The 22,850-nt window shown below is 65.9% G+C and carries 20 protein-coding genes; 8 read left to right on the top strand and 12 right to left on the bottom strand.

Annotated elements, in window-relative coordinates; all coding sequences use genetic code 11:
* Position 1: 1 nt before the first annotated feature.
* Positions 2-406 (bottom strand): TOBE domain-containing protein, encoded by a 405-nt coding sequence (locus tag A5785_RS00560; protein WP_049700332.1) that lies wholly within the window; start codon positions 404-406, stop codon positions 2-4.
* A 170-nt stretch (positions 407-576) separates the two neighbouring features.
* Between A5785_RS00560 and A5785_RS00555 the strand changes: the two genes are divergently transcribed.
* Both A5785_RS00555 and A5785_RS00550 read left to right on the top strand, forming a co-directional pair.
* Positions 577-1,644 (top strand): ATP-binding cassette domain-containing protein, encoded by a 1,068-nt coding sequence (locus A5785_RS00555; protein WP_064864125.1) that lies wholly within the window; start codon positions 577-579, stop codon positions 1,642-1,644.
* Positions 1,641-2,489 (top strand): ABC transporter permease, encoded by an 849-nt coding sequence (locus tag A5785_RS00550; RefSeq protein WP_049699416.1) that lies wholly within the window; start codon positions 1,641-1,643, stop codon positions 2,487-2,489. Before A5785_RS00555 ends, A5785_RS00550 begins: the two co-directional genes overlap by 4 nt.
* A gap of 15 nt (positions 2,490-2,504) precedes the next feature.
* Here A5785_RS00550 and A5785_RS00545 read toward each other — a convergent pair whose 3' ends face one another.
* Positions 2,505-3,821 carry an ROK family protein gene (locus A5785_RS00545; RefSeq protein ID WP_082938102.1) on the bottom strand — a complete coding sequence of 439 codons (1,317 nt, stop codon included), beginning with the start codon at positions 3,819-3,821 and terminating at the stop codon, positions 2,505-2,507.
* A 557-nt stretch (positions 3,822-4,378) separates the two neighbouring features.
* Here A5785_RS00545 and A5785_RS00540 point away from each other — a divergent pair.
* Positions 4,379-5,434: a sigma-70 family RNA polymerase sigma factor gene (locus A5785_RS00540; protein ID WP_064864123.1), complete on the top strand. Its 1,056-nt coding sequence runs from the start codon at positions 4,379-4,381 to the stop codon at positions 5,432-5,434.
* Positions 5,435-5,786: 352 nt separating this feature from the next.
* Here A5785_RS00540 and A5785_RS00535 read toward each other — a convergent pair whose 3' ends face one another.
* A complete protein-coding gene (locus A5785_RS00535; RefSeq protein ID WP_064864121.1) occupies positions 5,787-6,206 on the bottom strand; it encodes a VOC family protein in 420 nt (139 codons plus the stop codon).
* A gap of 63 nt (positions 6,207-6,269) precedes the next feature.
* On the opposite strand from A5785_RS00535, the gene A5785_RS00530 reads away from it, so the two are divergent.
* Positions 6,270-7,016 carry a histidine phosphatase family protein gene (locus A5785_RS00530; protein ID WP_064864119.1) on the top strand — a complete coding sequence of 249 codons (747 nt, stop codon included), beginning with the start codon at positions 6,270-6,272 and terminating at the stop codon, positions 7,014-7,016.
* Positions 7,017-7,050: 34 nt separating this feature from the next.
* Here the strand turns inward: A5785_RS00530 and A5785_RS00525 are convergent, their stop codons facing one another.
* The 4 genes from A5785_RS00525 to A5785_RS00510 all read right to left on the bottom strand — a co-directional run bounded on the left by A5785_RS00525 (position 7,051) and on the right by A5785_RS00510 (position 10,708).
* Complete coding sequence (locus A5785_RS00525) at positions 7,051-8,064, bottom strand: phosphotransferase family protein (protein WP_064864117.1); 1,014 nt, start codon at positions 8,062-8,064, stop codon at positions 7,051-7,053.
* A complete protein-coding gene (locus tag A5785_RS00520) occupies positions 8,061-9,284 on the bottom strand; it encodes an acyl-CoA dehydrogenase family protein (protein WP_064864146.1) in 1,224 nt (407 codons plus the stop codon). The genes A5785_RS00525 and A5785_RS00520 overlap by 4 nt, the downstream gene beginning before the upstream one ends.
* A 136-nt stretch (positions 9,285-9,420) precedes the next feature.
* Positions 9,421-10,071, bottom strand: a complete 651-nt coding sequence (locus A5785_RS00515; protein ID WP_064864115.1) for a TetR/AcrR family transcriptional regulator — start codon at positions 10,069-10,071, stop codon at positions 9,421-9,423.
* A 4-nt stretch (positions 10,072-10,075) separates the two neighbouring features.
* Entirely contained in the window at positions 10,076-10,708 is a 633-nt protein-coding gene (locus A5785_RS00510; RefSeq protein WP_064864113.1) for a TetR/AcrR family transcriptional regulator, read from the bottom strand.
* 66 nt (positions 10,709-10,774) lie between these two features.
* On the opposite strand from A5785_RS00510, the gene A5785_RS00505 reads away from it, so the two are divergent.
* Positions 10,775-11,623: an oxygenase MpaB family protein gene (locus A5785_RS00505; protein WP_064864111.1), complete on the top strand. Its 849-nt coding sequence runs from the start codon at positions 10,775-10,777 to the stop codon at positions 11,621-11,623.
* On the opposite strand, the gene A5785_RS00500 is transcribed toward A5785_RS00505, so the two are convergent.
* The 3 genes from A5785_RS00500 to A5785_RS00490 all read right to left on the bottom strand — a co-directional run bounded on the left by A5785_RS00500 (position 11,565) and on the right by A5785_RS00490 (position 16,994).
* Positions 11,565-12,827: an alpha/beta hydrolase family protein gene (locus A5785_RS00500; protein ID WP_231894312.1), complete on the bottom strand. Its 1,263-nt coding sequence runs from the start codon at positions 12,825-12,827 to the stop codon at positions 11,565-11,567. The two genes, A5785_RS00505 and A5785_RS00500, sit on opposite strands and share 59 nt — an antisense overlap.
* 65 nt (positions 12,828-12,892) lie before the next feature.
* The gene (locus A5785_RS00495; RefSeq protein ID WP_064864144.1) at positions 12,893-15,646 is read right to left on the bottom strand and encodes an AfsR/SARP family transcriptional regulator; all 2,754 of its coding nucleotides are present in this window, start codon (positions 15,644-15,646) and stop codon (positions 12,893-12,895) included.
* Between the two features lie 61 nt (positions 15,647-15,707).
* Positions 15,708-16,994 (bottom strand): alpha-hydroxy-acid oxidizing protein, encoded by a 1,287-nt coding sequence (locus A5785_RS00490; protein WP_064864109.1) that lies wholly within the window; start codon positions 16,992-16,994, stop codon positions 15,708-15,710.
* A gap of 125 nt (positions 16,995-17,119) precedes the next feature.
* On the opposite strand from A5785_RS00490, the gene A5785_RS00485 reads away from it, so the two are divergent.
* Positions 17,120-19,360 carry an MMPL family transporter gene (locus tag A5785_RS00485; RefSeq protein ID WP_064864107.1) on the top strand — a complete coding sequence of 747 codons (2,241 nt, stop codon included), beginning with the start codon at positions 17,120-17,122 and terminating at the stop codon, positions 19,358-19,360.
* Positions 19,361-19,495: 135 nt separating this feature from the next.
* Here the strand turns inward: A5785_RS00485 and A5785_RS00480 are convergent, their stop codons facing one another.
* Positions 19,496-20,005, bottom strand: a complete 510-nt coding sequence (locus tag A5785_RS00480) for a hypothetical protein (RefSeq protein WP_064864105.1) — start codon at positions 20,003-20,005, stop codon at positions 19,496-19,498.
* A 123-nt stretch (positions 20,006-20,128) separates the two neighbouring features.
* Here A5785_RS00480 and A5785_RS00475 point away from each other — a divergent pair, with 123 nt between their 5' ends.
* Entirely contained in the window at positions 20,129-21,271 is a 1,143-nt protein-coding gene (locus A5785_RS00475) for a sensor histidine kinase (RefSeq protein WP_064864104.1), read from the top strand.
* Positions 21,272-21,287: 16 nt separating this feature from the next.
* Complete coding sequence (locus A5785_RS00470) at positions 21,288-21,935, top strand: response regulator (RefSeq protein WP_064864102.1); 648 nt, start codon at positions 21,288-21,290, stop codon at positions 21,933-21,935.
* A 255-nt stretch (positions 21,936-22,190) separates the two neighbouring features.
* Here A5785_RS00470 and A5785_RS00465 read toward each other — a convergent pair whose 3' ends face one another.
* Positions 22,191-22,811, bottom strand: coding sequence for a LysE/ArgO family amino acid transporter (locus A5785_RS00465; RefSeq protein WP_064864100.1), 621 nt, complete (start codon positions 22,809-22,811; stop codon positions 22,191-22,193).
* Between the last annotated feature and the right edge of the window lie 39 nt (positions 22,812-22,850).

The raw sequence follows: 22,850 nt of genomic DNA, 5'->3' as shown, positions 1-22,850 counted from the left end.
GTCACTTGTTCGGATCGGGACGTTCGACGATCACCGTCGTCGCCTTGACCACCGCGGTGGCGACGACGCCGGGCTCGAGTTGGAGTTCGCGCGCGGCCTCGGCACTCATCAACGACGTGACCTCGAACGGCCCGCACTGCAGAGTCACCTGAGCCATCACGGTGTCGACGATCAGCTCCGTCACGAGACCGGTGAACCTGTTGCGCGCCGACCGAAGGACGCCGGTGCCGTCGTCATCGGGTACGCGCGACCTGCGACGCGCAAGCTCTGCGAGGCCTACGCCGTCGACGGTCGCGACAGCCTCGCCTCCGCCCGGCTCGAGCTCACCCGAGGCCAGCCAGCGTCGAATGGTGTCGTCGCTGACCCCGAGTAGCGTCGCGGCATCGCGCACTTTGATCGCCGTCACCTGAGCGAGTTTAACCGCAATAGCGGAGAAGTGAGCTATTGATCCACGCACTTGAGGATCGACCGATGAGTTTCGGCGCCCTCCCGAGTCGACACCCGTAGGCCGTTCACACCACCCGGCCCCAGAAACTCAGTCGCCGATGTCCGACTCGCCCGATACCGTGAGGAACCATGAGCCAGCCAGCACCCCCAGCCTCCGCAGGCCCGCGACCCACCGCCCCCGACGCCGTCCTCGATCTCGCCGTCGAGGCCACCAATCTCGTCAAACGCTTCGACGACTTCACCGCCGTCGACGACGTCAGCTTCAGCGTGCCCACGGGCTCGGTTCTCGGTTTGCTCGGTCCCAACGGCGCAGGCAAGACGACGATCGTGCGGATGATGACAACACTCTCGCTTCCGACGAGCGGCACCGCCCGCATCGCCGGATTCGACGTCCGCACCGACCCGGAGATGGTGCGCCGCAACATGGGGCTCACCGGTCAGGCCGCCACGGTCGACGAGATCCTCACCGGCCGCGAGAATCTGCGGATGGTCGGCGGCCTGTACGGCATCACCCGAAAAGCATTGGCAGCACGCACCGATGAACTCCTCGAACAGTTCTCGCTGACCGACGCCGCCGACAAACAGGTCCGCGCCTACTCCGGCGGCATGCGCCGACGTCTCGACCTCGCCGTCAGCCTGCTCGCCGCGCCCCCGGTCCTGTTCCTCGACGAGCCGACGACGGGCCTCGACCCACGCAGCCGCGCCGAGCTCTGGGACGTTCTCCGGCGCCTGGTGGCGGGTGGCACCACGCTGGTGCTCACCACGCAGTATCTCGAAGAAGCCGACCAACTGGCCGACAACATCGTCGTCATCGACAAGGGTCGCGTCATCGCCGAGGGCACCCCGCTGCAACTCAAGGAACGCGCAGGCGCGGCGAGTGTGGTCATCACCGTGTCGAACGCCGCGTCACTGCCTGCGGCGCAAGATCTGTTGCGCCGCAACGGCGGCGAGGTATTTATCGACGAGACCGCACGCACGCTGACGTCGTCGGCCTCGGGCCTCGCCGACCTCACCCGCATCGCGGGCTGGTTCGACGAGTCGGGAATCACCGTCGACGACATCGGTCTCGCCCGGCCGAGCCTCGACGACGTCTTCCTCTCCCTCACCGGCCACCGCGCCGAGATCACCGACGACGATCCCGACGCCGACAAAGCCACCGACAACGCCACCCCCACCTCGAGCGGAGACATCCGATGAGCACCACATCGCTGACATCCCAACTGGTCGAACGCCCGCCGATCCACCCGACGAACGTCTGGCAACAGGCGTGGATCATGGTGAAGCGCAACATGATCCATACTCGACGCATGCCGGAGATGCTCTCCGACGTGACGATCCAGCCGATCATGTTCGTCGTGCTGTTCGCCTATGTCTTCGGACCGGCGATCAGCGCGGGCAACCCGGCAATCAATTACAAGCAGTACCTGCTGCCCGGCATCATGGGTCAGACGATCGTGTTCACCGCGTTCATCGTCGCCACCGGTATCACCGCCGACATCGAGAAGGGCATCATCGACCGTTTCCGGTCGCTGCCCATCCGACGATCGGCCGTGCTGATCGGACGCAGCATCGCGAGCCTCCTGCACTCGTCGATCGGCATCGTCGTGATGGCGCTGACAGGCGTGATCATCGGCTGGCGGATCACCACATCGGTCTGGGAGGGAACCCTCGGCTTCCTGCTGGTGCTGGTGTTCGGATTCGCGATGATCTGGTTCGGCGTCATGATCGGCTCATGGCTGCGCTCGGTCGAAGCGGTCAACGGGTTCATGTTCTCCGTGCTGTTCCCGCTGACGTTCGTCTCCAACGCGTTCGTGCCCACCGAGGCGATGCAGCCGTGGCTGCGGACCATCGCCGAGTGGAACCCCATCTCATCACTCATCCAGGCGATGCGCGTGCTCTGGGGCAACGGACCCGCTGCGGGAGCCGACGCCGCACTCCCATTGCGCTACCCGGAGTTGTCGACGCTGATCTGGGCCGTCGTGCTCACGCTGCTGTTCATGCCGTTCGCGCTGCGCAACTACGCGCGCCGCACCACCGACTGAGCACCAACGCAAGGCTTATGCTGTCGCGGCGAGCGCCTCGAGCGGATCGCCGTAGACGGCGTCGAGCGAGACGGCTCCCGCCGCCTGCTGCTGCACCGTCACACCCGAATGAGACACACGGACATCGCGTTTGGGCGATACCGAGGTCTCGCGGATCGCTGTGGCAACCAGCGGCAGCGTCGACGGATTGTCCGTGAACGCCTGCCCGCCGAGGATGATGTGGTCGGGGTTGAAGATGTCGGCCATCAGTGCCACCGCACGGCCGAGCACCGTCGCGCGCTCTTCGAGGAGCGCGCGAGCGGTCGCGTCACCGCCGCGGGCGAGCGCGTGCACACCCTCGATGTCGGTCACGTCGAGTCCGAGTGCGAGCGCTGCCTCGACGACGCCAGTGTCACTGGCGGTCGGCTCGAGTCGACCGGTGTGCCGCGGGTCGAGCAGGGTGGTCGCCCCGGTCGGAAAGTGCCCGATCACCGGCGGGCCCGCGGTCGGTGTGTGCACAGCGCCGTCGACGCTGAACGCGATGCCGACCATCTCACGCGCGTAGAAGTAGAGGAAGCTCGAGCGCTTGTCGCTGGGGTTCACCACGAGTTCGGCAGCGGCCATCGCTTCGACGTGCGACGCCACCGAGACGGGCAGCCCGACGGCTTCGGCGATTATGTTGCCCACCGGGGCATCCGACCACCCGAGACGCGGATGGTCGACGAAGCCGCCCTCGGCAACACGGCCACCGATCGCGACACCGGCCCACAACACTCGACGATTCGACCAGCGGCCGACGAAGCGACGTGCGCTGTCGCCGATGGCGGTCAGCGTCTGCTCGGGGGTCTCGGCGATCGGCGTCGGGATCTGGATGGCACCGACGACGCGGTGTAGCAGGTCGTGGGTGGTGATTGAGGTGACCTTGTATCCGATGTGGATACCGAGAGTCAGGAAGTCGGTCACGTTGATCTCGAACGGCAGGCGCGGACGTCCGATGGCCCCGGCGGGCGCGAGGTCGGCGCGTTCGCGTAGGAGACCCGCCTTCAGCAGCGCGCCGACCTGGCGATTCACGGTCGAGATCGACAATCCTGTTGCCTCTGCGGCGTCGTCGCGGAAAATCGGGCCGGAGAGTCGAGCGGTGCGCAAAACGAGCGCTGCGGGTTTGTCGGAGAGCTCGAGGCGCGGTGTCGCGATCTGAATCGGCCGCCCCCCTCTCCGGACGCTACGTGGTTCGAGTCCTGGCACAGGCGTCGGCCGTGGCGTCGACCTGCGTGGGATCGGACGTGCGGCCGGCCGTCGGACCGGTGAGGAAAGCGTAGCGGTGCGGATGGGCTGATCAACGGTTGCGGTCATGAGTTGGTGTCCCTAGGTGTCGGTGCAGCGGTGTCGGTGCAGCGAATCCGTGGCGCGCAACATCGTGGCGCCGCGAGCGATTGGTCTATGCGTCCGGCAACGATGTGCACGGCAGGCGGTCGACGATGATCGCGGAGGATTCGCGTGGAATGCGGAAGGTTGGTGAGGAGTGAAGAACTCGGATCAACGCATTCGGCGACAACACAGCACACGGGCGAACGGCAGACGACAACCCAGAGCGGTGATCACGTAGGTCACCTCTGAGATCTGCGCCAAGGCGCGGTCGTGCTCGCTCGTCATGAGCACGAAGCTAGCAACTGATCGCAGCGGGCCGCAACTCCCTTGCACAAGCCTTGCCGCAGGTCACAGACCACTTCGCGCGCTCGGCAGAGGCGTCCACCGGCGAGAATAGGCCGCCGAGAGCGCGGCGTCGCGGGTTAGACGCACTGCGCGCAAAAGTCGCGTTCCACTTCGATCGGGATAGGAACCCGACCTGCGCGTCTACCGAACGTTTTCAACCGTAGAGCTTGTCGGTGCCCTGTCGTAACCTTGATCACATGCCCCCGCAGACCGCCACCACTGCGCATCTTTCCAGCGAGTCGTCCACCACGGGCGACGCCGAATTCCACGCCGCGACCGAGCCGTTGCGCCGCGAGATCCTGGCCCACTGCTATCGAATGATGGGGTCGCACCACGACGCAGAAGACCTCACCCAGGACACCTACCTCAGGGCATGGCGCGCGTACGACAAGTTCGACGGCCGCGCATCGGTACGGACGTGGCTGCACAAGATCGCGACCAACACGTGCCTGACCGCACTGCAGAGCAAGCAACGCAGGCCGCTGCCCTCGGGGCTCGGCGGCGACGCCTTCGACCCCACCGACACACTCGAGACCGACGGCGAGGTCCCCTGGCTCGAGCCGTACGCGGGCGCCGTCGACGAGATCTCTCCCGGCGACGACGCCGACCCCGCCTACGTCGTCGGCGCACGCGAGTCGATCCGCCTCGCATTCATCGCGGCGCTACAGCACCTGCCCGAGCGGCAGCGAGCCGTCTTGATCCTGCGCGACGTGCTGCAGTGGCGAGCCGCCGAGGTGGCCGACACCATCGGCGTCACGACCGCAACCGTGAACAGCCTTCTGCAGCGCGCCCGCGAGCAACTCAAGAATGCTGCGCCACAGCACGATTCGACAGAAGAGATCACCGACGACGCCAAACGTGAACTGCTTGCACGGTATGTCTCGGCGTTCGAGCGGTACGACGTCGACGCCATCGCCGACATGTTCACCGACAAGGCGATCTGGGAAATGCCGCCCTTCACCGGTTGGTACCAGGGTCCGGCTGCGATCGGCACGCTCATCCGACACAACTGCCCCGCAGAGAAGGCGGGCGACCAGATCCTCATACCGACCATCGCGAACGGGCAACCCGCATTCGGCCTCTACATGCGCGAACCCGACGGCGTGCACCGCCCGTTCCAACTCCAGGTTCTCGAACTCGGCAAGGCGGGCCCCGACTCAGCACCCGGCGTCACGCACGTCGTCGCTTTCTTCGGCGACGACCTCGCCACCGACTTCGCCCGCTTCGGCCTGCCCGCCACTCCGCCCCGCTGATCGAGCCTGTCGAGATCGCCCCGCCCCGAACCGAGCCAAGCCCCTGGCACTGATCGAGCGCCTCACCCGCTGATCGAGCCCTCACCCGCTGGTCGAGCCTGTCGAGACCACCCCACCCGCCGGTCGAGCCATACCCGCCGATCGAGTCCCCACCGCTGATCGAGCCTGTCGAGATCACCCCACCCGGTCGAGCTGCACCCGCTGATCGAGCTGCACCTGCTGGTCGAGCTTGTCGAGACCACCCCAGGTGATTTCGACTCGGCAGCTCGCTCCGCTCGCGGCCAGCTCAATCAGCGGGAAAGGGGCGCCCACCCGCCGATCGAGCCCCCACCGCTGATCGAGCTTGTCGAGATCACCCCGCCTCGGGAATCGCGCCCGGGTTCATCCACACGATCTCCCAGGCGTGGCCGTCGGGATCGCAGAAGCTGCGGCTGTAGGTGAAGCCGTGGTCGTCGGGCTCACGCAGCGCGGTCGCGCCGTTCGCCAGCGCGGTGTCGGCCATGTCGTCGACTTCGTGACGCGACGATGCCGAGAAAGCGAGGACCACCTCGCGCGACGTGCCGGCACAGAACCGCGCGCCCCGACCCGCCGCGGAGTACCCCGCGAACCGCTGGGCGGCAAGCAGCACCAGCATCGTGCGCTCGTTGATCGGGAGACAGACTGTTCCGGCGTCGCAGAACCATTCGTCGGTGCGGAAACCGATGCTCTCGAAGAACCTGCGCGAGCGCGCAGTGTCGTCGACGGGCAGCGTGATGAACAACGTTGACGCCATACACAGACCGACCTGTACGCCACCCGGAAGTCATCGTTCCTCGACCGCATAGGCTCTACGACCATGGGAGTGATCTACCTCGTACGACATGGCCAGGCCAACCCGTCCGCGTACGGGGTCGCTGACAGCGCGCCCACCGGAGACGCGCCCACCGACGACTCAGCCGCAGCCGTGAGCAACCCCGGCCCCGGCCTCACCGACACCGGTCGGGTCCAGGCGGGCCTCACCGGAACCCTGCTGTCCGCACAGATCAACGGTGTCACCGCCGCGATCAGCGGCGACCTCGCCCGACAGACCGAGACGCTTGCCGGCGTTCTCGCCCGACTCGACTCCGCCCCGGAACCGATCGTCGACCCGTCCTGGAACGAGTACGAACTGCCCGCGCTCGTCGGCGCAGCGACCCCGGACGAGTTCGCCGATCAGAAGTCGTATCAGCAGCGCCTCGACGCAGGCCTCGCGCACTGGATCGACCAGACGAGCATGGCGGAGGCCGAGGGCGCGACCACACCACCCGGCTCCGGCGAAACCTATCCCGAGTTCCGCTCGCGGGTCACCGGCGCGGGCGAACGCGCTGCCGAGTTGGCAGGCAGCGGACAGACCGTCCTCGTCGTGTCGTCGGCGGGCACCATCACTCAGGTGATCGCCGAACTGTGGGGAGTGCCGCCGCACCGCTGGCCTGCGATGGCTCGCACGATGGTCAACGCATCGGTGACCAAACTCCTCGTCGGACGAAGCGGGACCTCGGTGATGTCACTCAACGAACACGCCCACCTCGTCGACCGCGACGGCGGCATCGCGACGTTCCGCTGAACGCCGACGTTCCGCTGAACGTTTCGGCCCGACGCTAGCCCAGCGCGGCCAGCCCCGCGGCAATGAATTCGCCCGTCGCCTCGGCTGCGTGCTCTGCGCCCTCCGACGCCGCGCCCGCACGTGCGCGATGACTGATGCCTTCGGCGATCACACCCAGCTTCAGGTTGGCCAGCCCGAGGTAGAACGGCCAGTCGCCGAGGTCGTTCCCGGTCAGTGTCGCGTACCGCTGGGCCATCTCATCGGCCGACGGGTAGCGGTCACTGGTCCAGGCGCCGTCGAAGCCGAGAACCCGATCGAAGATCGGCGTGCGGTAGACGCACATCAGGGCGACGTCCGTGATCGGATCGCCGAGCGTCGACATCTCCCAATCGACCACTGCGGCAACAGTTCCCGGGTCGTCGGTCGAGAGGATCGTGTTGTCGACGCGGTAGTCGCCATGCACGACGGTCGCACGCGCCTGCTCGGGCACTCGCTCACCGAGTGCGTCGACGAGCCGATCGACGTCGGGCAGATCCCTGCCGCGGACGTGCGACCACTGCCTGGCCCACAGCTTCACCTGCCTACCCGCGAAACCCGTTGGCCTACCGAACTCCCCGAGTCCTACCGCCTCGAAGTCAACGGCGTGCAGCGCGGCGAGGGTCGAGATCAGCCCCTCCGCATTGCGTGCCACCTCGTCGTCGGAAAGTGCCGAGAGGTCGTCGCCGGTCCGGATCACCGTCCCGTCGACGAATTCGACGATGGTGCACGGCGCACCGAGCACCGAGCCGTCGGCGTCGAAGGCGACCGGCGTGGCAACCGGGACGTCGGTGCGCGAAAGTGCCGATGTGACAGCCCATTCCCGGCCCATGTCGTGCGCCGAGGGCGTGAGGCCGCCTGTCGGAGGCCTGCGCGCAACCCAGCGGTGCACGCCGTCGGAGACCATGAAGGTGAGATTCGACTTTCCGCCGCTGATCAACTCGACGTCGAGCGGCCCCGCGACGTCGACTCCGTTGTCGACCAGAAAACGTTGCAGGACTTGCGGTTCGAGTACCAGCTCCGCCGTGCTCATGCGTTCTCTCCCGGCTGCGTCGACGCGCGATTCTTGCGCGCACGCCCGACGGCTCTGCGCGCAAGGGCCCAGCGGTGCACCTCGGACGGACCGTCGTAGATGCGGAACGGACGCAGTTCGCGTTGCAGCCGTGCGAGCGGCAGGTCGTCGGAAACGCCGAGCCCACCGCACATCTGGATCGAACGGTCGACGACTCGCAGATAGGCCTCTGCGGCGAAGGTCTTGGCGATCGAGGTCTCCGACGACGCGTGACGCCCCTGATCGAGTTCGTAGCAAGCCTTGACCAACAGTGCACGCGACGCCGCGAGGTCGATCTCGTTGTCGGCAACCATCTGTTGGATCATGCCGAGATCGCCGAGGGTACCGCCGAATCCGTTGCGGTGTGCGACGTAGTCGACGCCAACCTCGTGACAGCGCACCGCCACTCCGAGCCAGCGCATGACGTGGGTCATGCGCGCCGGACCCAGCCGCACCTGGGCGTAGCGATAACCCTGGTCGACCTCACCGAGCACATCGGCATCGGGGACGAAGACATCGGTGAATCGCACCTCGCAGTGGCCGCCGATCATCGCGCGATCGGTGGTGTGGATGTGGCGCGTGACCTCGATACCGGGCGTGTCTCCGGGCGCCAGGAACATCGTTGCCCCGCCACGGTCGCCGGGTGCCCCGGCGGTGCGCGCCATGATGATGTAGAAGCCTGCGCCCTCGGCTCCGGTGATGAATCGCTTCTCGCCGTTGATCTTCCAGCCGCCGTCGACCTTGGTCGCCTCGGTGCGGAGTTGGTTGGGATCCGAGCCGGCTCCCGGCGCGGGCTCGGTCATCGCGAACGCCGAACGCGCGTCGCCACTCGCAAGTGGCGCAAGGTATTTGAGCTTCTGTTCGTCGTCGGCGATGTGGGCGAGCATGTGCACATTGCCCTCGTCGGGCGCTCCGATGTGCAGCGCGGCAGGCCCGAAAGTCGAGTATCCGCCCGCCTCGAAGACCGGCACCCGATCCGACATCGAGAGTCCGTGACCACCAAACTCGACGGGGGCGTGCGGAGCGAAGATACCCAACTCCTTGGCCTGGCTATTGAGATCACGCCGCAGATCGTCGCCGCCCGCCGCGGTGATGTCGCCGTCGTTCGCATTCTCGATCGGCAGCACGACCTCGTGGATGAATGCGGTCGTCCTCTTCACCAGATCGTCAACCTCGGGCGAATAGCCCAGTTCCACTGCCATCAGGGTCTCCATCCTCGGGGTGCCACGCAGGTTCGACTCGAACTCCACGCCCGATCGCTCCGACCGAGCGTTCGTTCGGTGGCCAAGACTGCCAGAGACCGTCGACTCAGGTCAACCCATCGAGCCGCGAAGCGCTTCAGCGCTCAACGTATCCGACGGTCGCCCTCGACAAGTCCAGATTGCGCGCGATCAGCTCGTCCGGTCCCAGTTCGCCGTCCAGCTTGAACCAGGTCGAGACGCCGACACACATCGTGGTGACCGCGCGCGCGGCATCCTTGGGATAGCTCGTGCGGAAGTCGCCGGCCTCGACCCCGGCGAACACGATCTCGTCGACCATCCGCTGCTGACGGTCACGAAGACCGATGTAGGTCTGCTTGTACGAGCTGTCGAGACTACGAATCTCGGTCGATCCGACGAATGCCTGCTCACGCCGGTACATATGGAAGCGCAACAACGACTCGACGACCGCGTCGAACTGGTCGACCGGTTCTGGCCCAGCCTCGGCAACGGCCTGCTCCGACCGCGCGAGCAGGTCGGTCATCGTCCTGTCGAGCAGGCCCTGCAGTAGTGACTGCTTCGACGGATAGTGGTGATAGAGCCCCGGAACGGACAGGTTTGCCCGCGCGGCGATCTCGCGCACGGACGTGCCGTGGTAGCCGTGCTCAGCGAAAGCCGCGAGCGCAGCCGCGAGCGGAACGGGCAACTCGGGCTCACCGAAATCGCGCCAACGCCCGGTCTGCTCCTCCACTTCCGCATCGTCGACGCCGCTACTCATGGCATCCAACATATCCCTATCCCCTCCGCGTCACCGCAGGCACCAGCGACATCATCAATGCGACGCTGAGGTCGACGACCTCGTCTCGACCCAGCGGCACCTCGTCGTCGAGCCACGAAGACAGCAGGCGTGCGAGTCCTCCGACCTGGAATTGCGCAGCCCCCACGGCCTGTGGAGTGGGAGCGGTGTGCAGTGCCGCGGAGGCGGTGTCGAGCGTGATGGCCGCGAACACGGCCGTCGAATCGCGTCGCTTGGCGGCAAGGACGGGACTCGTCAGCATCGGCGAGAACAGCAGTCGTCCTTTGCGACGGTCGGAGTCGATGATCGAAACGATGGTCGCGACGGCGGCACGAACCTTGTCGCCGACGTCGTCGCCGGTGGCGAAGGCCGCGAGCGCATCGTGCGAGATCTCGTCGATCACGCGGTCGTAGGTGGCTGCGACCAGCGCGTCTACCGTCTCGAAGCTCTCGTAGAAGTAGCGAGGATTGAGAGATGCCGCGCCACACACCCCACGAACCGTGACCGACTGCGGCGGCTGCCCGCCGAGCACCTCGAGCGCGGCATCCATGAGGGCGGTGCGTCGACGCGCAACGCGCTCATCGCCCTTCACCCCGCTGTAGGTCCGCAGTTCTTCGCTCACGCAGACCATCTTGACATCTGCCGCAATACCGGCGTTGAATCAGGCAACGGCCGTTACCAGATAGGAGCCGCTGCGATGACGGTGCCCGACACGCAGTCCGACCACCAAGCAACTGCGCGCGACGAGATCGACAGCTCTGATCTCACGATGCTCGGCGCCGCAGCACTCGCCGGCCCGGCGAACGTGATCATGCAACTCGCGATGCCGGCCGTCGGCTACGGCGTCTACGAGAGTCGCGTCGACTCGGGAAACCTCTTCAAGCATCCGGTCAAACGCACGAGGACCACGCTGAGCTACCTCGCCGTCGCCGCCATGGGTTCGCCGTCGGACCGTAGGGCGTACCGGCGGGCGGTCGGTCGGGCACACGCCAGGGTCCACTCCACTGCCGACAGTCCGGTCGCCTACAACGCGTTCGATCCGGCACTGCAACTCTGGGTCGCCGCCTGTTTGTACAAGGGATGGGAAGACGTCCAACACATTTACGGCGATCCGTCGATCATCTCGGAGGAGACCTACCGCGCGGGCGCGGTCATGGGCACCACCCTGCAGGTGCCGCAGCACATGTGGCCCGCAACTCGCGCGGACTTCGAAACCTATTGGCAGAACACCGTTTCCACCCTCGAGATCGATCCGCCGATCCGGGAGCATCTGCTGGCGATCGCGCGCATGGAGTTCGCTGGCCCGGTCGTGTCACGGCTCGGCGGTTGGTGGTCGTACATCATGACGATCGGATTTTTGCCCGAAGACTTCCGCGACAAGATGGACGTCGAGTTCACCCCGCGGCAGCAGACGATCTTCGACGTGCACAACGCGATTGTTCGACGCGTCGTGCGCCACCTTCCGAAACCGTTGCAGCAGTTCCCGTTCAACGTTCTGCTCGCAGACGTGCGGCGTCGTATCCGCACCGGCCGACCACTGGTCTGAGGTCGACGCTGCCGGCGAGTACACCGTCGAGCCAGTCGTACACGACGCCGTCCCAGACGCGCTGGCCGAGACCACCGCAATGGCCGGAGATGCCGGTACGTGCATCGGGAGCGAAGAGTTGTTTGGACTCGACGTCGAGTGCGTCGAACAGCAGCTTGCCCTGCCCGCCGACCGGGTCGCCGTGAGATTCGACGATCATTGTGGGACAACTGATCTCGCTCGCCCGGTCGAGCATGCTGAAGGTCTTCAGCTCGCGGAAGTACTGGGCGATGGTTCGCACCCCGTGGCAAGCCATGCGGGAGCCGAAGAAGTCGGCGCGTTCGCGACTGACCCGGCTCAGCACGGTCATCAGCGGCGCCGCGATTCGACCCTTCCACCCGGCGGGAATCTTGGCACCCATGTCGGGCTGCGCGGGATCGCAGATCATCGCAGCAATGCGGTTCTCCCCCGCGACGCCGCGGGGTACCAGGTAGCCGGCGAATGAGCGTCCTTCGGCGACGAGTCGGCGGTCGTCGACGCCGGGCGCTGTGACGAGCCAATCGAGGATCTGCGAAAGCACTGTCTCGTAGTCGGGTCGGAAGTACACGCGGTCGACGATGAGCGTCGACCCCTGTCCGGGTCCCTCGACGGAGAGCACGTTGTAGCCGCGGGCCAAGGCGCCCTGCGCGAAGCCCCACCCCGATTCGGCGGTGGAATCGTAGCCACAGGGCATGACGATGGTCGGCCGCCGACGATCGTCTGCGACCGGCCGAAACAGCCAGCCGTGGATGTCGATCCGATCGCCCGACGAGACGAAGGGGATGGCCACTTCGGCTGCGGTGACAGGGCTGGCGGTATGTGGCAACAGCGCCATTGCCTGCGCAAAGGTCTTGCAGTGAGCCTGGTAGGCCTCGTGGAGCCGCTCATCGTCGAGGTCGGTGCGCAGGTAGAAATAGGCCTGGCGGTAATACTCCGAGGCCCTGAGGTAGCACTGGTGGGCTGTCACGAGATGACCTCCGGCATGTGCCTGTTCTGCCGCGTCACGCACCGACTCAGCGCGAGCCAACCACCGCTCGTACCACCGCTGCGGGTGGTATTTTCCGCCGATCTCTCCGGCAGTCGTGTACGCCTCACCCAGATCGGCTGCGCCGACGGCCGCCGCCATCAGGGTGCGGCCGAACTGACCGTCGAACTCCTCGTTGGCGAATGCCAGTCGCTGCGTCATCTGAACCTCCGGGATCTGGTGTCGTGTGGTGCCACCTACGAGACCCCGAGGTCCTCACAAAACGCTCACATCCCGGAAAAGGCCTGGTGATCGTTGGTGCTCAGTGCGTCGCCTGCATCGCCCCACCCGGCGTGCCACCCATTCTCGAACTCCGTCGGATCGGTCTCCCGGCAAGTGCGCAACGAATCGCGCGTGAACGGACTCCGTGGCCACTCGAGTCCGGCATCGACGGCGTAGCGACGCGAAACCGCGAATGCCCGACCCGCACGCCCGATCTCGCCTGCGGCCGACAGATGGTTGCCACGCTGCTCCATCGAATCGCAGATCTGGACGCCCCCGCATTCGAGGTAGGAACGAAAGGCCTGGTCATTCCATCGCAGGCCCATTCGGGTGTCGCCGGAGACCAGTGCCGCGATGCCCAGCATCACGGCGGCGAGATAGGTGGCAAGCGGATCGCCGCGTTCGGTGCCGAGGGCGAGCGCTGTGTGCGCCGTGTCGAGAGCCTGCGCGATGTCACCGGCGATCACCGCACACAGGGCCTGAGCAGCGATGACCGTTGGTGCGGTGTCGACGTCTCGTCCTTCGATGGTGGTCGCTGCCCACTCGGCGTAGTCGGCCGCGACGGCGTGGTCGTCGCCGGTCCATGCCGCCAACGACGCCAGAGCAAGGCGGACTGTATGCGTGTCCGGGTCACGGTCGCCGGGCACGATGAGGGATTCGAGTTCTTCTGGTGTGTACGCCGTGAGGTGCTGGTGCGCCTCGTCGGTGTTCTGACTGAAGGCGAGTGCCGAACCCAGCGCCAGAGCGACCATGGCCGACGTCCGCGGAGTGCATGCACCGTTGGCGACAGTGGCCGACGCCAGACGCAGAACTCGGATCCCGTCAGCCAACCGCCGGCGAAAGAACCAGTAGGCGCCGAGTCGTTCGAGGAGGTCGATGTGCGAATCGAGGAGGACCGGGTCGATCACGACCGATTCCAGGAATGCCATCACACTGCTGTGATCGTCGTCGACGCGGGCGAGGTCACGTGCCGAATGCGCCGTGATACGCATCGGAGTGGCTGCCAAGAGTTCGACGATCGCTGCGTCACGCGCCTGCGACGCGGCTGCTGACTTGTCCGGGTGCTTCGCGCGAGCGTGGTCGGCAACGCTGTGCGGGATCGTGAAACGCGTTGGACGGTAACGGGTCCCGCGTATGCGCCACAACAGTGAGCGCCGCGCCAACTCGCTCAGGTCATCGGCGATCGATGGACTGTCGCAGACCGCTTCCGCGAGCACTGCGGTGAATGGATTGCGCAGTGCAGTGAGCCGGGTGAAGCGATCGAACAGATCGTCGTCCATCGCGTCGAAGGCGAGCGCGAACGCCCGCGTCACGGGTTCGGGCACCGCGGTGTCGAGTTGATCGGCCACCTCGCCGATCGAGAAGGTCACGGTGCGGGCAGCGGCGAGCTCCAGGCCGAGTGGGAGGCCGCCCATCGCGCGGCAGATCCGGTCGAGGTCGCCCCGATCGTCCGCCCCGACGTCGAATTGGCCAGTGGCGCTTCGAATCCGGTCCACGAGCAGACGATGTGCCGGCGGCATCGTATCGCCGGGTGCCTCTGTCGGTAACGGGTGGACGGTCACCACGTGTTCACCGTCGACCCCGCTCGGTACGCCGACCGCGAGCACGGTCACGGCGGCGCAGCGTCGTAAAATCGTGTCAATGTCTTTGTCTACCAATCCGTCTCGACCCAGTTCCGACTCCGACACACGGTCGAGGACGAGAAGTACAGACATGGCCGACAGGTGGTTGCACACCTGATCGAGGGCGGTGCCCGCGGCAGCCGATGGCTGAATCCGCATGGTCTCGGTGATCGTCGTCGCGACGTCGGCATCGCCGCGCAGACCGATGTACCAGACGCCGTCGTCGAAGGAATCCGCCGCGCGCCTTGCCGCCTCGATCGCGAGGCGTGTCGCGCCGACGCCGGGGATGCCGGTGATGGCGACGGCACGCTCGGCGTCGAGGAGGCCGACCACCATGGAGAGTTCGGTCTCTCGCCCGACGAAGGACGTGTGCTGCGACGGCAGCCGTACGCGTCGCACCGCGCGACTGTGGTCGTCGAGCACGTGCAGTTGCGCGGCACGCACCTGCGCGCCCGGTTCCACGCCCAGTTCGGTGGCGAGCAGTTCCCGGATGTCGCGATAGGCGGTGAGCGCCTCGGCCCGTTGACCGCCCGCCGCCAACGCCGCGATCTTGACCGACCATGCGTGCTCATCGAGCGGGTCCAGGGTGATCAATGCCTGCGCTTCTCCGAGAGCACGGTCGGCTTCGCCTGCGGCGAGAAGGAGATCGGCACGGCGGGCCAAGACCGCCGCGCGGACGGAGATCAATCGTCGCCGTGCCTGATCGACGGTCGGTGTGGAGATCGCAGTGGTGAATGGCTCGCCACGCCAGCGCCGCAGCACATCGTCGAGGTCGTCGATGGTCGCGGTGCCGGACTCGTCGAGTACCGCGCTCGCAGCGGAGTCGAAGTCGACGGAATCAACGGTGGCCGCGGAGAGGTCGAGGCGATATCCAGCCCGGTCGGTGACGATCACCGAGGCCTCGCCCCGCGGTGAGAGTGCCTTGCGGAGCCGCCAGATCTGCGACTCCAGCGCGCGCTGAGTCCGTTCCGGCGCATCCGGACCCCAGACTTCCGCGATGAGCGTCGCGGCCGACACCGGATGCCCGGCATGCGCACACAGCACGGCAAGGATCGTCCGTGGTTTGGCGCCACCGATGTCGCACCGATCGGTTCCCCGTTCGGCGACGAGCTCACCGAGGTCGCGGATCACCAACATCGACACGGCTCATCGCGTCGGTGGTGCCTCATAGAGAGATCCTATCCGCGGCCGCCAGCCCTCACACGAGCGTCGCCAACGCCTCCGGCGTGAGTTCGTCGACGCTCGTGTGACCGGCCAGACCAAGTGTCAGGTCGAGTTCGGCGATGATGTTCGCAACGGCATCGCGAGCACCGTCGGCACCTGCGAGGGCGAGCCCGTACATATGCGGACGCCCGATACATACCGCGTCGGCGCCGAGCGCGAGCACCTTGAAAACGTCTGCACCGGAATAGATTCCCGAGTCGGCGAGCACCTTGATCCTCCCATCGACGACAGGCGCTATCGCGGCGAGAGCATCGACGGAACTGATGGCACCGTCGATCTGACGGCCACCATGGTTGGAGACGATGATGCCGTCGACACCCGAGTCGACGGCACGCCGCGCGTCGTCGGGGTGCAGTACGCCCTTGAGAACGACCGGCAGCGACGTGCGCTCGCGCAGACTGTCGATCTCCGTCCAACTCAGCGACGGTCGCGAGTAGATGTCGAGGAAGGTCTGCACTCCCACGCGCGGCTCGGGGCGAATGATGTTGCGCAGCAGCGATCCCGGGGTGTTCTTCGCAATGCTGAACAGGGTGCGCAACGCGCCGAGCGAGATCTCGGGACGTTCCGAACTCCCCTGGGCCGCACGCTCGGAGACGATCTCGTTGAATCGGGGGTCCGAGGTGTACTGCGCGATGCCCTCCCCGCGCGCGAACGGCAACGAACCGATGTTGAGGTCACGTGGTCGCCAACCGAGCATCGTCGTATCAAGAGTTACGGCGACGGCCGACGCTCCGACGCCTTCGGCACGCTGCAGCAGACTGTCGACGAGGTCGTCGTCGGTCGACCAATAGAGCTGAAACCATCGCGGCGCGCCGGGCCGTACGAGGTCCATCTCCGCGGCGACGTCCTCCATCCGAACCCCGCCCTGATTGGAGAATATGTACGGAAGTCCCAGTTCTGCTGCGGCGTGACCGATCATCCTGTCGGCCCCACGCGCGACGAGATCTCCTGCTCCGACGGGTGCGAACAGGATCGGTGCGGGTAGCCGGTCGCCGAACAGCTCGATTTCCAGCGTCCGCTCGGAGACGTCGCGCAACACCCGCGGCACGATTGCGCGTCGATCAAGAGCCCTGCGGTTTGCATCCATCGTTCGACCCCCGCCTGCCCCGCCGGCGATGTACGCCCAGGCCCGATCGGACATCTCCGCTCGCGCTCGGCGTTCGAGTTCGTCGAAATCGGTCGGTACGACGGGTGTACGACCGTGTACTCCCGCTTGGTAGATGTCGTTCTGGCGGGCACGCCCGAAGAGTGGTGACGGCATACTCCACAGCGTATGACCCGCCTCACACCGCGTTATCGGCGGCCATGACCGTAGTCACAGACAGCATCCGAGGTCGACTCTCGTTACTCTGGCGTGCGACCAGTCGGGGATATCAAAGGGTTCAGATGGCTATCTGGTTGTACAAGCTCGGACGTTCGGCATTCCGCCACAAGTGGATCGTGATCAGCGCGTGGATCGTCGTATTGATCGTTCTCGGTGCTCTCGTCGGCGTACTCAAACCGACTTTCGCCACCAATTTCGAGCTCCCCGGCACCGACTCCGATCGCGCGATGTCGGTGATGAAGCAAGACTTCCCGGCGGCAAACGATCAGCAGTTGAATTCGTCGACCAGCATTCTCGTCGAAGCCGACGACGGTCTCGAGAACCACATGGGCCAGATCGACGCACTCGTCGCCAAGGCTCGAACGCTACCCAAGGTCATCGAGCCACAGACCGTCGTCAATCCGGTGACGGCCGCCAAGGCCAATCCCGCCATCGCCCCGAAGGTTCTCGGCGACAACGGCAAGGTCGGGCTGATCCAGATCAGGCAGGACATTCGGGCCAACGAACTGACCCACGACGACATGGCGCAGTTCGAGGATCTGCTCGCCGAGTTCCGCGGCAACGGGTTACAGGTCGAGGGCACCGGCTCGCTGATGCAGGTCTTTCAGCAGGGCGGGGTGTCTGAGCTGCTTGGCTTCGTGATCGCGTTCATCGTCATGATCATCGCGTTCGCGTCCATCGTGGCCGCGTTCATCCCGATCGTCACCGGCATCTTCGGTGTCGGCATCACCATGCTGCTCGTCACGTTGAGCGCCAAGATCTTCGACGTCCAGCAGAGTGCCACCACGATCATCACGATGCTCGGGATCGCGGTCTCCATCGACTACGCGCTGTTCATCGTGTCGAGGTATCGATCCGAGCTGAATCTCGGCGGGTCGCGTGAGGCCGCTGCGGGCAGAGCCGTGGGAACCGCAGGCTCCGCAGTGGTGTTCGCTGGTCTGACCGTCGTGATCGCCGTGTGTGCGCTGAGCGTCGTCGGCATCCCCTTCATCACGCAGATGGGTATCTCGGCGGGACTGGCCGTCGTGGTCGCGGTGCTCGGTGCCATCACGTTGATCCCCGCACTGCTCGGCGCGTTCGGCAGGTTTGCCTTCAGCCCCCGCATTCCCGGCCTGCGTCACGGCGACGAACCGGATTCGAAACCGTCCAACGGTCTACGCGTCGCCCGCTTCATCACCCGGTTCCCACTGCCCGTCGCACTCGTCGGTCTCGTGCTGCTCGGCATCGCCGCGATCCCGATGTCGAGCATGCAACTCGGCATGGACTCGACCGGCGACAAGGAGTACGCGGCAACCAAGCTCCTCGAACGCGGCTTCGGCGAAGGCGTGAACGGGCCGCTACTCGTCGTCGTCAGTGACGCGTCGAACGGAGATATCGCTCCCGCAGCCAATGCGGTTGTCGCTCAGGTGAAGACCCTGCCGAACGTCGCCAACCCCGAGCAGATCGTCTGGGTCGGCAACGGCCAGAACAAGCAGAACCCCCAACAGGGTGCGACGGCCGCGCTGATCTCGGTCACTCCGGCGAAGTCTCCCTCGGGCCCCGAGACGCACACGCTGATGGATCAGATACGTGACTACGGATCGTCGAAACCCGGTGGCGCAACCGTCAATGTCGGCGGCCAGACGGCCATCATGTCGGATATCTCGAGCAAGCTCAGCAGCGCGCTGCTGCCGTTCCTCATCGTGGTGGTCGGGCTTGCCTTCATCATCCTGACCATCGTGTTCCGCTCGCTGCTCGTGCCGCTGACGGCGACCATCGGTTTCTTGTTCTCGGTGTGTGCGACGTTCGGTGCGACGGTGTGGATCTTCCAGGAGGGCCACCTCGGACTGATCGAACACACCAAGCCGATCATCTCGTTCCTGCCGATCTTCCTGATCGGCGTGGTGTTCGGACTCGCGATGGACTACCAGGTCTTCCTCGTGACACGAATGCGCGAGGAGTACGTGCACGGGTTGTCGGCGAAGGATTCGGTGATCGTCGGCTACCAGCACGGAGCGCGCGTGGTCGCGTCCGCTGCGGTCATCATGATCTCGGTGTTCTCCGCCTTCATGCTCGCGCCCGACACGATCGCGAAGATGATGGGCTTCGCACTGGCCGCCGCGGTCTTCTTCGACGCCTTCATCATCCGCATGGCCGTCGTGCCCGCCGTGATCACGATGATGGGCGACTGGGCGTGGAAGATTCCCCGCTGGCTCAACCGCATCCTGCCCAACGTCGACATCGAGGGCACCGAGATCCGCAAGATCCCGATCGACGACGAACCCGCCGAGACGCGCGAAGCCGTCTCGGCGGGTCGGAGCTGAGGCGCCCCGCAGGTCGAGCGTCCCCTCGCTGGTAGAGCTGCACCCGCTGGTCGAGCTGCACCCGCTGGTCGAGCTTGTCGAGACCACCCCCAGGTCGAGCGTCCCCCGCTGGTCGAGCTTGTCGAGACCACCCGCTCACCGCGACATCGCGCTGTGTGTCCGGTGATGCTCGGCGACCTTGCCGCTGGTGACCGCGGCCTGCGCGCCGAGGCTGATCGCGAGGTAGATCATGATGCTCGCGCCGTCGAGTCCGCCCATTCCGTGCTGTATGCCGTCGCCGAAGAAGGCGGGCACCACCAGGCTGATGGCGACATGTGCCGCGATCGCGACCACCCAGAGCACGATGGTCAGCGCACCTCCCTTGCGGACCATCACGCCTGCCGGATTGCGGTAGACCTGCATGCTGTGCGCTCGCGGCACCGCCAGAATCGCCGCGACGACGAAGCCGACGAGGACCGCCACCGTCGCGCCGACAGTGACATGGTGTCCGCCGCCGAGATACTGCGCGGTTTCGAAGACGCCGATGATCCCGATGATCAACGGCAGCTTGAACAAGTTGTCCTTGAGTGGTTGTTCCCGCGTCTGGCGGTACAGGATGAAGACGACGACCAGGACGGTGATGACTGCTGTGCTTGCAATGTTCATGCTTTGAGCATCGGCTCGCGAAGCAGGCGAAACATCAACCCGAGGGTGGAACCCGGGTGGAGATCGGGTGGATCGTGCTACTCCTACGCCCCTGATCTCCGACGTCGACATTACGGTTGCCATGTGACAACGAGTCAAGATCCGGTGGCGACGGACCGCCTGCTGATCCGCGGGATCGTCGCGGTCTCGGTGCTGGTCTCAGCGTTCGCCGACACCGGCAAGCAGCCGATCTGGGCGACCGCCATCGGCTGGATAGCCACCTGTGTCTTGGTGGTGTTGCTATTGCGTTCGGTGCTGCGCGACAAGAATGCGCGGAGCTGGAGCACTCAGGCCTCGGCCCTGCACGCCATCGCCACGGTGGCGGCGTCGGTTGTCGCAGCGTTCGCATTTCACGGTGGCGCGACGGTCTGGCTGCCCTATATCGGCGTTGCCGCGGCGGCGATGTCGCAAACGACGGTCCTCGTGTCGGCGCTCATCGCATCGCCATCGCTGACCGCGCTGGGAATACTGATGTGGTGGCAGACCCACAACGCCTGGGCTGTCTGCATCAATGTCGCCAGTGCGGCAGCGGTTTTCGCCTTCATGCAGTTGCGGCGCCGTCAACGCGAAGCCGCAGAGCTTGCCGCAACCCAACGCGAGATCATTGCCGCCGAACGCTCCCGGGCGGCCTTGGCCGAGCAGCAACGCCAGATCTCCGCACAACTCCACGACGTTCTCGCGCATACACTCTCGGGCCTCATCGTCACACTGCAGGGCGCCACTCTGCAGGCTGAGCGCGAGTCCGCGTCTGCGGAACTGACCGAAAAGCTGCGCACCGCAACCGCGTTGGCGCGTGATGGCCTCAGTGAGGCGAAGACCGCCGTCGAATCACTGCGCGACAGCGCAACGCGAGAGTCGGAGCCACTCGACCACTGGCTACCGAAGACCTTGGCGCAGTTGCGAACCGGTGCGGGGCTCGACGTCGAAGTGTCCGGCGATGTCGACGTTGTGCCAGCGATCTGGCACGACGACGTGCGCGCGGTGCTGATGGAGGGGCTCACCAACTCGATGCGTCACGCCGCAGGCGCACCCATACGTATCGAGTTCACACCGCAACTCGTTCGGGTGCGCTCGGTCGGCGACCCGTCGACCTTCGTCGATCGTGGCCACACCAGCGGCGGCAACGGGCTGACCGGGTTGGCCGAACGCATCACAGCGGCAGGTGGATCGCTGGAATACGGCACGACCGCACAGGGTTTCGATCTGACGGTCCGGTTTGGTTCATGACGGTACAGGTGGGTTCATGACAGTACGGGTGGTGATCGCCGACGATCAGACGGTCGTGCGCGAAGGGTTGCGCTCGATGCTCGGATTGTTCGACTCTCTCGACGTGGTCGGCGTTGCGTCGTCGGCCGAGGACGCTCTCGCGTTGGTGGCCGAGCAGACTCCCGACGTGCTTCTCACCGACCTCCGGATGCCGGGAATCGGTGGGATCGAAGGAATTCGACGACTCGTCGCGTCCGGGGCCACGACCCGCGCGGTTGCATTGACCACCTACGACGACGACGCGACGATCGTCGAGGCACTCGACGCCGGTGCCGTCGGCTTCCTGAACAAGGACGCCGACCCCACGGCGATCGAGTCAGCGCTGCTCTCGGCAGCGGCAGGCCGCTCACTGCTCGACGAAAAGGCGATGCGCGCCTTGCTGTCTCGGACATCGGCGACGCCAAACCAGAGCAATCCACGCGCGCTCAACCCCGACGGCCTCACCGAACGCGAGTCGGAGGTCATCACGCTGATCGCGGAGGGGCTGTCGAATCAACAGATCGCCCGAACACTCGTCCTGGGGGTGAGCACCGTCAAGACGCACATCAACCACATCCTCGCCAAGACGGGATGCCGCGACCGCGCGGCCGTCGTCGCCTACGCCTACCGCCTCGGGCTGGCCTGAGCCCCGCTGGTCGAGCCATACCCGCTGGTGATTTCGACTCGGCAGCTCGCTGCGCTCGCGGCCAGCTCAATCAGCGGAAACGGCCCACCCGCTGGTCAAACCGCACCCGCTGGTCGAGCTGAACCCGCTGGTCGAGCTTGTCGAGACCACCAAAGTGATTTCGACTCGGCAGCTCGCTCCGCTCGCGGCCGGCTCAATCAGCGAGAAGGGGCCACGCCCGCTCGCGGCCGGCTCAATCAACGGAAAAAGACCACCTCACGCCGAGAACAGCAGCGCAGCGCCCATGCCCACCATGATCACGGCCACGATGCCGTCGAGAATCTTCCACGCCCGGGGTTTGGCAAACAGCGGGGCGAGCCTGCTCCCGCCGCGGCCGATCAGCGTGAACCACAGCACGCTCGCCGCGCACGCGCCGATCGCGAACGCCCACTTCGCATTTCCGTGACTGTTGGCGATCGCCCCCATCGTGAGCACCGTATCGAGATACACGTGCGGATTGAGCCACGTGAGCGCGAGCGCCGACCCGATCGCCACCCAGCGCGACGCGGTGCGCACCTCGTCGGCGTTGGCCGTGATGGCCTCGCTCGACCGAAGACACCGTCGCGCAGCCAGCAGACCCAAGACAATGACGTACGCCCCGCCCGCGATCTTCGCGACGGTGACCACGGAAGGATGCGCAGACACCAACGCGCCGAGTCCCGCGACCCCCGCGACGATCAGCACCACGTCGGAGAGCGCACACACCGCGATCACCGGATTCACATGCACACGGCGCACACCCTGCTGCAGCACGAAGATGTTCTGCGGCCCGATGGCCACGATCAAGCCCGCTCCGGTGAGCAACCCCATCATGGCCGCGAGGAGATATGTCGTCATGACACGAACGTAAGAGCACGTCGCTGACAAGTACAGCGA

Source organism: Gordonia sp. 852002-50395_SCH5434458, assembly GCF_001665905.1.
In the GTDB taxonomy this organism is placed as follows: Bacteria; Actinomycetota; Actinomycetes; order Mycobacteriales; family Mycobacteriaceae; genus Gordonia; species Gordonia jacobaea.
This window is presented reverse-complemented; position numbering and strand designations above follow the sequence as displayed.